Source organism: Idiomarina sp. A28L, assembly GCF_000218785.1.
Classification (GTDB): domain Bacteria; phylum Pseudomonadota; class Gammaproteobacteria; order Enterobacterales; family Alteromonadaceae; genus Aliidiomarina.
Map to the genome: position 1 here is coordinate 70036 of NZ_AFPO01000013.1, position 13020 is coordinate 83055.

The window sequence follows — 13020 nt, forward strand, 5'->3', positions numbered from 1 at the left end:
CTCGCTCGTTATTATTGGCGTAAATCGAAGGTTCCGGCAGCGCCAGGGAATACCACTGGGCTTTCAAAGCCATCTTTGCTTACACTGGAAACACCAAAGAAATAGTTATCAATTACTACATTTTCTAAAGTGAATTCAGTTACATTGCCCACATCGCGGCTAAACTGCCAGTTTGGCGCATCGGTATAACGCCAATAAATACGGTAGCCTGCAATGATATCTTTTTCTTGCTCACTCGCCTCAGCCCAACGTAATGTGGTGTGTGGTTGAACCGCACCGCGTATTTCTACTTCACTAGGTGGTGCTGGTGCCCACGCCATACTGGCCAAGGTTACCGCGTTTAATGCCGTGAGTTTCGCCGCATAATCGAAATCCATAAATTCAATGGTGTCACCAAAGTGGCGGCCATCTTCATTGCGTAAATCTTGATGCTGGCGATCGTAATGTTCGTTGGTTTCCATAATTCGCACACCTGGGTAACCTACATCATTGAACGGCCGGTGATGGCCCCCACGGCCAAAGCGATCGAGCCGATAAACCAGCATTACATCAAGATTTTGAATATAGCGATCGGCCATCCAAGAAATATAGCGGCCTAAATTGCGGCTTGGGGAATCAACCTCTCCGCCAGTAAAACGGCGTGCGCGTGCATCGGCGGCCGTTTCATTTTGCCGCGTGCCTTCAGCAAACACCCGCGCAGTAGTGTTATCGATCACGCCATTAATGCCGGCAATGTTGGCAATCATATCGTTGTTTAACACCGCATGTAGCCGCCAGTTTTCTTCTAGTGCTTGTTTGGCTAAAATTTGGCCACCAAATAACCCTTGCTCTTCACCTGCTAGCGCAGCGTAAACAATAGAGCCGTTAAATTCATATTGGCTCAGCACCCGAGCCGCTTCTATCGTTCCGGCTAAACCCGAAGCATTATCGTTTGCTCCTGGCGAAATCGAAGTAGAATCCATTACATCGGTTACCCGCGAATCAATATCACCCGCCATAAGTACATAGCGTTCAGGATCAGTTTTACCACGCTGAATCGCTACCACGCTTACAACTTCTGTGGCTTCTGGAATACGCGCTTCGCCTTCAATTACGCCAGTGCTGTAGTAAACTTCTAAGCAACCGCCGCAAGCAGCAGAAATACGTTCAAATTCTGCAAAAATCCAACGCCGTGCGGCACCAATACCTTGGGTTTCAGATTCTGTTTCTGAAAGTGTATGGCGAGTTCCGAAATCAACTAAGGTTTGCACATCTTTGCGCAAATTCTCAGCACTTGGTGCGGTGGCAATCGCATGTAATTTCGCTTGGTCTTTGTAACTCACCGCTTGCCCTTGGCTAGCTGCTGGCCCGGCAATGCTTGCGGCCACCAGTAATGCTGATGAACTCAGCGCTAACTTCGTAAATAATTTCTTCATGTGGGTTTCCTGTTCGTTGTAAGAGATTTTAATATCGGCGCAAATCTTCATTTCTGATACCAATACATACTCTCTTTTTCTGTTATATTTCCCCTAGCTTACCTGAGGCGAGGCTCAAGGTTAACTAAACATACAAACAAGTTCGTTAAGTTGTATGTTTTACTAGCCAAAAGGCACAGTTCTTGGCATTCTCCTCGAGGTGAAGTTTCCACAAAAACTTTGCCAAAGTGATTATTCACAGCGCCCACTTAGCACACGGAAGGCACAGCGCACGGAAAGAATTTTCCAACACTAATTCTCGAACAATAATTATCGAAAAAAAAGAAGAGGAATAAACCGTGAAATTAGCCATTCAATTTATCGTTGGTGCGAGCATATTATCGCTTGCAGCCCTGCTTAGTGGATGTAGCCAAGAACCAGAAGCGATAGCACCCGCAGATCCTAATTGGACAAATGCTGCCGATGTTCAACAACAATTCGCAGATGGAAGCCTTACTAGCGTTGCGTTAGTACAACATTACCTCGATGAAATTGAACGTAACAATCATCAAGGCCACGATATCCGCGCAATTATTGAAGTAAACCCAGATGCCTTAAGTATTGCCGCGGAACTCGATCGCGAACGCGAACTCGGCGTAATTCGCGGGCCGTTACACGGCATGCCTGTGGTGTTAAAAGCAAACATCGCTACTGCTGATAAAATGGCTACCACTGCTGGAGCCTCGGTGATGGCTGGCTTTATATCGGCGAGCGATGCACTCCACATACAACAACTACGCAACGCCGGTGCCATTATTCTTGGTAAAGCGAATCTATCGGAGTGGGCGAACTTTCGGGGTGCAAATTCAATCAGTGGTTGGTCGGGCATTGGTGGGCAAACGCGTAACCCCCACGTTTTAACCCACAATCCATGTGGCTCAAGTGCTGGCTCTGGTGCGGCCGTAGCTGCTGATTTTAGCTTGCTAGCTATCGGTACCGAAACCGATGGTTCGGTTATGTGCCCTGCCTCAATTAATGGCGTGGTTGGTGTGAAATCAACGCGAAGCTCAGTATCGGGCCACGGCATCATTCCTATTGCTGAAGCTCAAGATATTGCCGGCCCAATGACTCGCTACGTTTACGATGCAGCATTGCTGCTTGATGCTATGGCAACGCCAGAAGCGAAAGAGCGTTTTGGCACTTCTTTAGCCACTGCCGCGCAAAGTGAGTTTCAAGGCGAAACTGTTGTGTTAGTGCGTGCCTACGATGAGAGTTTTACCGGCGTAGAGGAAATGACAAACCGCGTAGCTGAAGCATTGCGTGGGCATGGCATTAACGTTATCGAAGTGATGGAGTGGAACTTACCTCGCCAGCTTTACGCTGATGAAATAGAAGTACTGGTTTATGAATTCAAACGCGATCTAAATAATTGGTTAGCGGATTTCGGTGCACCAGCTGTAGATATGCAAGCTGTTATTGATTACAACCTTGCCAATAGCGACACCGAACTCGCACTTTTCGGCCAAGAATATTTTGAACAAGCCGTTGCCGTTGATTTAGAGGCCGATAAAGCAAGCTACGAGAACGCGCTTGCAAATGGCCGCCAATTAGCCGAGCAACACTTGAATCGCTACTTAGTTGATTTGGGCGCCTCGGCAATTGTTATGCCTTCTTATGGCCCCGCGTGGCCAACCCCGCCGCTTGAAGGCCCAGGCTATAGCTTCGGTACTTCAACTGCCGCGGCTGTTTCTGGCTACCCTTCAATTACCTTACCCGCAGGTAAGCAAGGCCCACTTCCTCTTGGTTTGAGTGTTGTAGGTATGCCTTGGAGTGAAGCACAGCTATTTAGCTTAGCAGGCTTCTTAGAAACAGAAGTGGGTGGCTTTAAGCAACCTGAGTTTCTCCCTAGTTTGGAAGCAAACTAACTTAGAAACTAAATTCGAAAATAAGCAAGGAACCTAGTTTGAACGAGCCCATGGCGGGCTAGCCTCGCGAGAATGCGCATGGGAACGCACGCCAAAAAGACGTGAAGATATGTGTGGGTTAGAAACATTTCGTTGCAATTTTGCAGCTCGAATTGAATTGACTCTAACCCACACAGCATTCACATTAGGCCTGTTTTCAAACACCCAGAGGTTCACATGAAGCTACCCGTATTTAAAAGTGCCATTCTTGCCACCAGCATCACGCTGGCATTGGTAGGTTTTTCTGCAGTCAGCCACGCCCAGCCAAACATGGCTGCAAACGCATTTTTAACAGCAGCTAGCCAAGCTAGTTCACCCGTGTGTGATAGTTCCGAATGTGAAGCCGAAATGCGCCGCTTAATTCGCCTCGCTCGCAATGGCAGTGGCGATGCCGCTGCTTTAGTAGCCATGGCATTTGCCAGTGGTGATGGTTTAGAACAAAGCGATAAAGAAGCAGAACGCTTTATTCGTACAGGCGTTCGTTATCGCAGCGCAATCGCTACCTTTTTGATGTCTGATTGGTATCGCAATGGCTTTATTCTCGAGCAAAATGATGAAGAAGCCGATAAGCTTTTAGAACAAGCCGTTGCCCTGAACCACCCGCCGGCATTGTATCAAAAAGCCACGCAACTATTCGCCTCAGATAACCCCGAAGATTTCGAAGAAGCGCTTACTTTGTTGGAGCAAGCAAGTGATCAAAACTTAGTGAACGCTATGTTTTTGCTTGGCCGCATGCGCCAGATAGGTGCCGGTGTTGAGCAAGATTTAGTAGGTGCTGGTGAACTTTACCGCAAGCTTATTATTGCCGGTGTTGATGATGCTCGCCCATACTTACGCGAAGTAACCAAAGATTTGGAAGCTACCGGTGCAAACGATGAAACGGTTGCCCGCTTTGCTTCTACACAAAATATTGAGCGTATTTCCGTAACTGGTTCAGCGTTTCGGGTGAATACCCAACTAACCGGTATAGTGCGCCGCTTAACCGCATCAGGCCAATACGATAGCCGCTCGATCGGTAGCCGCATTCGTGGTGTTACCTGTGAGGAATCGGGCAGTAACTGTGCTGTTACACGCCCAGGTTCAGAAGCCACATCGATAAGCGATATTGTGAACAGTAATTAATTTTACGCTTTAGTTTACGTTTTATGAGAAAGCCCAACCTTAGTGTTGGGCTTTCTCTTTTTCAGCTTGTTTACGTTTTTGAATCGCCTCGGAAAAGGCCGAAGCAAGAATACCGGCAGGCATCGCCACTAAACCCACGCCAAGCATAGCTGTAATTCCTGCTACTATTTTGCCCAAAGCAGTTACTGGCACTACATCACCATAACCCACAGTAGTAAGCGTAGCCACAGACCACCATAGCGCTCGCGGAATGCTGCCGAATACCTCAGGCTGGTTCTCAGCTTCGAGCGCATACAGCACACTTGCGCCCAACACCATAAGCCCGAGAGCGATACCAAAAGTGAGCGCCATTTCAAATTTCCGCGAAGATACGGCTTCAAGTATCAAATCAATGGCTTTTGAAAAACGGCCAAGCCGAGCAATTCTTACAATGCGCAGCAACCTAAATACGCGCACCAAGAAGAATGTAGCACCGCCCAACATCAGCACGAAAGACACCAACACAAGTAAATCGAGCAGCGCCCAAAACGTAAAAACATAACGAATGCGCCCGCGAACATTGCCCTGTAAATCAGGATAATTTGCGGTATATACTCGACCAATGTACTCGGCAAGGAAGAATAGAAATAGAATTCCTTCAAACACAACAAACAACGAGCCCCAACGCTCACTGATAAGCGGCTCGGTTTCCAGTATCGCCACTAGAGCACCGAATAAAATAAGCACAATCACAATGGAGTTAGTTCGCGAAAGCCCATTCGCCACCCGCAAATCAGGCCGCAATTCCAAAGCTAGGAGTTCTTTTAAACGCACTGATTTTTTCCTATTTTCTGGGGTTGAGGTTTTCTTCTTACTAAAGGCTTTTTGCAATTAACTCCGCTTTTAGTAGGCCCCCCTTACTGAGGAGCTTCGAAGAAAAAATAGCTTTTCGTTTTGCTTTAAATGCGTCATAAATCATCTTCAAACCATCAGCTGTGAGCAGAGATATGTTAATCTCTGGGTCCATCTCCGCTGAACGTACAAAATCATCAGAGAAACTCGGGGCGACAATCAATACTTGAGCCACTCGCTTTCCGAAATTTTCGCATCGATTAGCATAAGCCTTAACTTGCCGAGATGTTGTTGAATATTTTGCAAAATCACCATTTTTACAAGTTTTAGCTTCACCAATAATGATGTCGTCTTCACTAATCGCAAGAATAATATCTACTTTATCTTTGGCTGTGTTAATTTCTTTACGAAGATCTTCATCTACAGCAAGCTCTAAACCTTCGAGCATTGTTTTTGTTGCCTCTTCAAATTTCAAACCAACTTCAGCTTCAGTAATTTCAATTCCATTATCCCGCAGCGATTTCATATCACGACGTGATAACGCTCCATAATGTTCAATTAAACGATCATTCGCGCTCTCAAAGTTTTGAATAATCAGGCTTCGAGGATTTCCTCTTTTCGATAAATTGAGTTTATCCCGTACATCTTTAATTTCATCATTACTCAGTGCATAAAGGACATCAAAAGGAGTTATAGACAATGCCCGCAATCTCTCTGGGTTAATATCCTCAACATCCTCAAGCTCAAACTCTCTTCGTAGTCGAGATTGCAAATTCTCAGCCTTCCCGTTTGCATCTCTCCCACAAAACAAAGTACTTAGCACATCAAACATCTCTTTAAAGCTCGTAGCAGTGAGCATGTTAAACTCACGCTCCGATGCACCACGTAACGATCCCAGAATCACTTCTATTCTTTCGTCTATGGTAGTTCCAACTCTATCTACCTGAATTCCAAGCTCGCTAATTAATTCTTTCAAACGCTCTTTTCTTAAGTTCAAACTATCACTATCCGCGAAGATATCACGCGATAGAATGTTGTTAACGCTGATACCTGAATGCAAACATATTGATATTTTCTCGATGCGACTAACACCTCTTATTCGCTTACCATAAGTTTTCAGGATATTAGATAATTCAGCATCAGAAAGTGATCTTAATATTCTCACTAAATGCTTGTCTGAAAGCGCTTTGCCTTGAATCTGGTTTAAAATCACAACCACTTCATCAACGATAATTACCTCCGAGTTTTTACGATTAATAAAGATAACTCCGATCTCACGTAAACCTTGTAGGCAATTATCAACAGTATCCTTTCCTGCTTTAATTGGATTAGCTAAATGCTCAATTGCAGCAACTTCATCAGTAGATATTTTCAAATGGCTAGCAAGAATATTCAAAATCCCACGCTCATCATCAGAGATCACAGCATCCCGATTTGATCGAGTGTCATTGAGATAGGCTTCATCTAAACAATCTTTAAATATTCGCAAACGATGGGCATGATCAAATTCTTCACTCTGCTCATTATTAATTTGCTGCTGAATATCCTCAGCCAAGTTATTCAGAGTTTCCCACTCCTGCATGTATAACTTCTCTATCCATGACGTTCTTGCAACGCCATTGCCATCGCGAGAAAGAATGTTAACCAACAAAGACATGGAAGCTCCGGCCATAGAAATCTGCTCAGAGATGGTTTTCTGAAAATCATTGTTAACCGCAGTAAATAACTGGGTAATTTCCGTCCCTGTGGCATCTTTTATCTGACGGTTAACTTTATCGAGGGTTTGAGAAACCATTTCATTGCAGCTTTCTGCAGAGCTACATAGTCGATCTAGGCAGTTAATAAACTTAGATTTTTCTATTTGATTTAATGAAGAAAGTGCTTGTTGAAGTTTCATTGGTTCCATCCTATTATTTTTATTTGGCAGCTCTGATTTTGATTGTTTTTTGAGCTGTTTGCAAATAATGGATATATAACAGTTGGTTCCGAAAATTCTAAAGCGAAGTATAAATATCAAGAGTCAAAAAGATACTAACGAAATGGTGGCCACTCCCCGATTTGAACTAGGAACGAACCGATTCTGAGGGTTCGGCCGCAGTTCGACTTCAGGCGCGACGGTTTAGGTGCAAGCATGCAATCAGGAATGACACAAAAGACTGCACCAGCTGGAATTAAGGTTAGATAAAGCTTCGTGCACAAAGGATTAAAATCAATGACGTACAACAGACCATGGAAGTCGTTCCCTGAGCAATTAGAACTTTTAAAATCAAGAGGTATGATAGTCACCGACGAAACTGCTGCACTGGATTACCTTGAGCGTGTCGGATACTATCGATTGAGCGCCTATTGGTATCCGTTTCGAAAGTTTGAAATCACTCAAGGTAATGAAACAGGAAAGCTTTCGACAAAGGCTCTTAATGAATTTCATGCGGACACTCAATTCGTCGACGCTGTTCACCTTTACCTTTTTGACAAGAAACTTCGTTTATATCTCGCTGACGCACTTGAACGAATTGAAGTTTCTTTGCGCGTGGATCTTTCCTATCTACTCGGAAGCCGCGATCCCTTCGCTCACGTCAAGAATATCAAAGAGCATTTCCACCCAACATTTTCTAACCGCCCTTTTTATAAAGGAAGTCAGCAATCCAATTTCGATGCCTGGCTCACAAAGTATCGCGGCTTAGTCTCTCGCTCTAAAGAAGATTTTGTTCGACACTATCACGATCACCACGGGAAAGAGCTACCTGTCTGGGTTGCCGTCGAACTACTCGATTTTGGTGCTATATCTCAGCTATTCAGTATGCTCAATGTAAAAGACCAAAAAACCATTGCACTTCGTTACGGAGTCCCTAATTGGCAAGTGTTCAAGAGTTGGCTCTATAGCCTTAGTTATCTACGAAATTTAGTCGCTCACCATAGTCGTTTATGGAACCGAAACATTACATCGAAGCCAATGCTACCTCAACAGGGAGAAATCTCTTGGTGTGATTATTTTATCGGTACCGCAGATTATAGCTTCAAACCATTTCTGCTACTGTCCATTACACGCATGCTCGTCAAGTCGATTTGCCCCAGAACTCAATGGCACAAACGAGTTTTGGAGCATTTGAAAGAATTCCCTGAGCAACACTCTAATAAAAAGCTGAACTTAAACGGAATGGGGATAACGGAAGAGTGGGAAGAATGGTGGTAGCCGAAAAATAAAAACCCCAGCGTAGGTTGTAAGCAACCAAGAGGCCGAGGTCATGTTGGGATTAAATATAATACGGTTAACAAGGGAAAGCAATAAGCTAGAACGAAAATAACCACATAGGTAATTGAGAAAATGGTGGCCCCTCCCAGATTTGAACTGGGGACCAACCGATTATGAGTCGGGTGCTCTAACCACTGAGCTAAGGGGCCATTTTGGAAGGTTGCTTGGAAAGCGCTGCGAGTATACGGAAGTGGGCGGTTTGTTGCAACTATTTTGCTAGTCTTTTAAAAACAAGATGATAGTAATCAGTGTGTTATGGTGTGAAAAGATACAAAAACGCTCAGCATTTGCTGAGCGTTTTAATTTAACTATTAGCTTAATGTTGCGCTTACTCGTCGAGGAAGCTTTTCAGCTGTTCGCTGCGGCTTGGGTGGCGCAACTTACGTAACGCTTTAGCTTCGATTTGGCGAATCCGCTCACGGGTTACATCAAACTGTTTGCCTACTTCTTCAAGCGTATGATCGGTATTCATATCGATACCGAAACGCATGCGCAATACTTTCGCTTCTCGTGCTGTAAGGCCACCTAGAACGTCGCGTACCGCGTTTTGTAAACTTTCTGATGTGGCAGCATCTACTGGCAAATCAAGCGTGGTATCTTCGATGAAATCGCCTAAGTGCGAATCTTCATCATCACCAATCGGCGTTTCCATAGAAATCGGCTCTTTGGCAATTTTTAATACCTTGCGGATCTTATCTTCAGGCATTGCCATGCGCTCTGCCAATTCTTCTGGCTGCGGTTCACGGCCCATTTCTTGCAGCATCTGCCGCGAGATACGGTTTAGCTTGTTAATGGTTTCAATCATATGCACCGGAATACGAATAGTGCGTGCTTGGTCGGCAATTGAACGGGTAATTGCTTGGCGAATCCACCAGGTTGCATAGGTTGAGAACTTATAACCACGGCGGTATTCGAACTTATCTACCGCTTTCATCAAACCAATATTACCTTCTTGAATCAAATCCAAGAACTGCAAACCACGGTTGGTGTATTTTTTCGCTATTGAAATTACCAAACGTAAGTTTGCTTCAACCATTTCTTTTTTCGCTCGGCGAGCTTTCGCTTCACCAATCGACATCCGGCGGTTGATATCTTTTACTTTCGCAATAGAAAGGCCGGTTTCTTCAGCGATAGCACGCAACTTACCCGAACAGCGCGTAACTTCATCACGGTGCTCTTCAAGTGCTTCAGCATATTTCTTTTCTTTAGCTATAACGGCATCGAACCAGCTCATCGAGGTTTCGTTGCCAGCAAACGCTTGCACAAAGGTACGCTTCGGCAGTTTCGCTTGCTCTAAGCAAAGCTTCATAATCAAACGTTCTTGCACACGAACTCTGTCCATCATCTCGCGCATATCTTTAACAAGGCGATCGAACTGTTTCGGTACTAAACGAAAATGCTTAAATAATTCACTTAACTTTTCAATTTCTGCGGTAGTTTTATCATCACCGCGGCCATAGGTTTTAATGGCATCGCGTGTTGCTTCATACTGCGCGCGCAACTCGGTGAATTTTTCTCGCGCTTCTTCAGGATCAACGCCAGTATCAGTTGATTCTTCTTCGTCTTCATCATCGTCATCGTCGTCGCCATCTTCGAGCTGATCATCGCTCAATTCAGAACCGATGTGGGTAGCACTCACAGGCGCTTCTTCCACTTCGTTCGGATCGATAAAGCCAGAAATGATTTCAGTTAAACGAATTTGCTCTGCTTCATATGCATCCCATTGCTCCAATAAGAAATTGATAGCTTCTGGATATTCAGCAACAGAACATTGAACTTGGTTAATGCCTTCTTCAATACGCTTGGCAATTACAATTTCGCCTTCGCGGGTAAGAAGTTCAACCGTACCCATTTCACGCATGTACATGCGAACCGGATCGGTTGTACGGCCAATTTCACTTTCAACAGTGGCAAGGGCAGCCGCAGCTTCTTCAGCTGCATCTTCATCGGCGGCATCTTCGCTCATCATCAAATCATCGGCATCAGGTGCGGTTTCGAACACCTTAATACCCATATCGTTGATCATTCGAATGATGTCTTCGATCTGATCAGAATCAACGATATCCTGTGGTAAGTGGTCGTTAACTTCAGCGAAGGTTAAGTAACCTTGCTCCTTACCTTTTGCGATAAGCAATTTAAGTAGCGACTGACGAGTCTGCATACGGGCGTTCACCTCAGTAAAAACGATTTTAAATTCGTGCGGAATAGCCGCTCAGTATAACAAAAAGAGCATGATTCAACCAGTTTAGTTTTAACTACGTTTCATCATGCGCACAAGTTCATTCAACTCGTGTAAACGTTCTTTTGTCATCTCGGCTGCGGGTAGTGCTTTTAATTCTTCGTAGCGTTGCTCTAGGTAACGATCGATCAAGAACATATAGGTTTCAGAAAACTCGCGTTCTAAGTTTTCTTCAGTTACCTGATGCTCCCAACGCGCTAACTGCCGCAAGCTTTCTTCAAACCGAGTACCACGCCAAGCTTCTAATACTTGCGCACTAGAAAGCTGCTGTTCACAGGTTTGCCGGTGTAGCCCCATAAATACCTTGATACCTTGCATGTTTAAGCTATCAAGTTCGTTATGCACCGGAATACTCCGGCCTAATTCTGGATGTTGCACAAGCAACCCAATCGCTCGGGTTACTGGTGTTACTTTTGGCCCTTTGGCCGCGCTCTTTCTCTCACTGCCACTGTTATTGGGGCTCGGTACCATTTTTTCAAGCTCTTGCACCGTTCTACTTAAACGCTTGGCTAGCTCTTCCATTAACATGCTGCGATAAAAATCACTGGCTACTCGGCCTATAAGTTCTCGAGCTTGCGCGATTAATTCAGATTTACCAGCATCGGTGCGCAAATCGATACTGCTGGTTAGGTGATCAAAAAAGTAATCGCGGAACGACATCGCGCCTTCAACCCGCTTGTTAAAACCTTCCGAACCTTCAGCACGCACAACCGTATCGGGATCTTCACCATCGGGTAAGAACAAGAAGCGTAAATCGGTGCCATCGCGTAGTAACGATAATGCATTTTCCAGCGCTCGCCACGCGGCATCGCGGCCCGCTCTATCACCATCAAAACAACATACAATTTGCTTCGCTTGGCGGAACAGCAACTGCAAATGATCGGTGGTGGCAGCTGTGCCAAGGGCGGCAACTGCATTGGTTACACCATGCTGCGCTAGAGCCACTACATCCATGTAACCTTCAACAATAATTACCCGTTCGAGATCTTTGTGTTGCCGCCGCATTTCGAAAAAGCCATAGAGCTCTCGGCCTTTATGGAATAAGCGAGTTTCTGGTGAGTTTAAATATTTCGGCTCACTTTTCTCAATCACTCGGCCACCAAAACCAACTACGCGGCCACGGCGATCACGAATCGGGAACATAATTCTATCGCGAAAGAAATCGAAGCGTTTGCCACGATCATTCTCGGTAATCATTTTTAATGCGAGTAATTGATCTTGTTGGTTGCGGTTCTCGCCGAATTTACGTAAAACCGCATCCCATTCTTTCGGTGCATAGCCGATACCAAAATCGCGCACTACTTCACCGCTTAATCCTCGGCCCTTTAAGTATTCAATTACTTTATCTTTATCTGGGTTTTCTTTTAGCTGCCGCGCAAAGAATTTGGCACAAGCTTCCATGAGCGCAAAATCATCTTCAACTTCGGCTTTATCGCGAGCCGGCTTACTGCCGGGCCGTGTTTCCCTTGGCACATCGAGGCCGAGCATGCCTGCAAGCTCTTCAACCGCATCGGGGAATTCTAGGCCATCGTATTCCATGATGAAATCGAGCGCGTTGCCATGCATGCCACAACCAAAGCAATGATAAAACTGCTTATCGGGCGCTACCGAGAAAGAAGGTGTTTTTTCATTGTGGAATGGGCAGCAAGCCTGATAATTACGGCCTGCTTTTTTCAGGCGCACACGGCTTTCAACCACGCTAACGATATCAGCGCGGGCTACTAGATCTTGAATGAAATCTTTTGGAATTAATCCTGCCATGGTTATTAATGTACTCTGCTGCGATGCTTAAGAAAACCCGAAATATAATTTCTGCTTGGAAATTCTTTTAGCCATAAAAAAACCGTGCTGAGCACGGTTTCTTTATATAGATTCTGGCGCTCACTGCTTGAATACTCCAATTACAGAAATATCAGCAAGAGCTGCGCTAAATCTTAATGCTTTATTTATTCTTAATAAAGGCGAGTGCGGCGAGCGTTTTCACGAGACAATTTCTTGGCGTGACGCTTCACAGCAGCTGCTTTCTTGCGCTTACGCTCAGCAGTTGGCTTTTCATAAAATTCGCGGCTACGAACTTCAGATAAAACACCTGCTTTTTCGCAAGAACGCTTGAAACGGCGCAAAGCGACGTCAAATGGCTCGTTTTCTTTTAGTTTAACTATTGGCATTAACCGATCACCTCAAAAAATTCATTAGTACGCAGGCCACTCAATGACC

At 45.0% G+C, this 13020-nt stretch carries 9 protein-coding genes and 1 tRNA gene; 3 read left to right on the top strand and 7 right to left on the bottom strand.

Going from position 1 to position 13020, the window contains the following annotated elements; all coding sequences use genetic code 11:
- Positions 1–11 precede the first annotated feature (11 nt).
- Positions 12–1415, bottom strand: a complete 1404-nt coding sequence (locus tag A28LD_RS06235) for a M28 family metallopeptidase (protein WP_007420227.1) — start codon at positions 1413–1415, stop codon at positions 12–14.
- A 338-nt stretch (positions 1416–1753) separates the two neighbouring features.
- On the opposite strand from A28LD_RS06235, the gene A28LD_RS06240 reads away from it, so the two are divergent.
- Positions 1754–3319 (top strand): amidase family protein, encoded by a 1566-nt coding sequence (locus A28LD_RS06240; protein ID WP_007420228.1) that lies wholly within the window; start codon positions 1754–1756, stop codon positions 3317–3319.
- 216 nt (positions 3320–3535) lie between these two features.
- A complete protein-coding gene (locus tag A28LD_RS06245) occupies positions 3536–4480 on the top strand; it encodes a tetratricopeptide repeat protein (RefSeq protein ID WP_007420229.1) in 945 nt (314 codons plus the stop codon).
- A 39-nt stretch (positions 4481–4519) separates the two neighbouring features.
- On the opposite strand, the gene A28LD_RS06250 is transcribed toward A28LD_RS06245, so the two are convergent.
- On the bottom strand, positions 4520–5350 hold the full coding sequence (locus tag A28LD_RS06250) for an ion transporter (RefSeq protein ID WP_237704250.1): 831 nt from the start codon (positions 5348–5350) through the stop codon (positions 4520–4522).
- Positions 5334–7208 (bottom strand): hypothetical protein, encoded by a 1875-nt coding sequence (locus tag A28LD_RS06255; protein WP_007420231.1) that lies wholly within the window; start codon positions 7206–7208, stop codon positions 5334–5336. Before A28LD_RS06255 ends, A28LD_RS06250 begins: the two co-directional genes overlap by 17 nt.
- Positions 7209–7523: 315 nt before the next feature.
- Here A28LD_RS06255 and A28LD_RS06260 point away from each other — a divergent pair, with 315 nt between their 5' ends.
- Positions 7524–8504 carry an Abi family protein gene (locus tag A28LD_RS06260; protein ID WP_007420232.1) on the top strand — a complete coding sequence of 327 codons (981 nt, stop codon included), beginning with the start codon at positions 7524–7526 and terminating at the stop codon, positions 8502–8504.
- 133 nt (positions 8505–8637) lie between these two features.
- On the opposite strand, the gene A28LD_RS06265 is transcribed toward A28LD_RS06260, so the two are convergent.
- From A28LD_RS06265 to rpsU, 4 genes are all read right to left on the bottom strand, one after another.
- A tRNA-Ile gene (locus A28LD_RS06265) sits at positions 8638–8713 on the bottom strand.
- A 179-nt stretch (positions 8714–8892) separates the two neighbouring features.
- Positions 8893–10725, bottom strand: a complete 1833-nt coding sequence (rpoD, locus tag A28LD_RS06270) for an RNA polymerase sigma factor RpoD (RefSeq protein ID WP_007420233.1) — start codon at positions 10723–10725, stop codon at positions 8893–8895.
- A 90-nt stretch (positions 10726–10815) separates the two neighbouring features.
- On the bottom strand, positions 10816–12564 hold the full coding sequence (gene dnaG / locus A28LD_RS06275) for a DNA primase (protein ID WP_007420234.1): 1749 nt from the start codon (positions 12562–12564) through the stop codon (positions 10816–10818).
- Between the two features lie 191 nt (positions 12565–12755).
- On the bottom strand, positions 12756–12971 hold the full coding sequence (rpsU, locus tag A28LD_RS06280; RefSeq protein WP_007420235.1) for a 30S ribosomal protein S21: 216 nt from the start codon (positions 12969–12971) through the stop codon (positions 12756–12758).
- Positions 12972–13020: the final 49 nt, after the last annotated feature.

Bases quoted from the DNA above. Each gene is read 5' to 3' on its own strand.
- A28LD_RS06235 (WP_007420227.1), bottom strand. From the start codon at position 1,415: ATGAAGAAATTATTTACGAAGTTAGCGCTGAGTTCATCAGCATTACTG.
- A28LD_RS06245 (WP_007420229.1), top strand. From the start codon at position 3,536: ATGAAGCTACCCGTATTTAAAAGTGCCATTCTTGCCACCAGCATCACG.
- A28LD_RS06255 (WP_007420231.1), bottom strand. From the start codon at position 7,208: ATGAAACTTCAACAAGCACTTTCTTCATTAAATCAAATAGAAAAATCT.
- A28LD_RS06260 (WP_007420232.1), top strand. From the start codon at position 7,524: ATGACGTACAACAGACCATGGAAGTCGTTCCCTGAGCAATTAGAACTT.
- rpoD (WP_007420233.1), bottom strand. From the start codon at position 10,725: ATGCAGACTCGTCAGTCGCTACTTAAATTGCTTATCGCAAAAGGTAAG.
- dnaG (WP_007420234.1), bottom strand. From the start codon at position 12,564: ATGGCAGGATTAATTCCAAAAGATTTCATTCAAGATCTAGTAGCCCGC.
- rpsU (WP_007420235.1), bottom strand. From the start codon at position 12,971: ATGCCAATAGTTAAACTAAAAGAAAACGAGCCATTTGACGTCGCTTTG.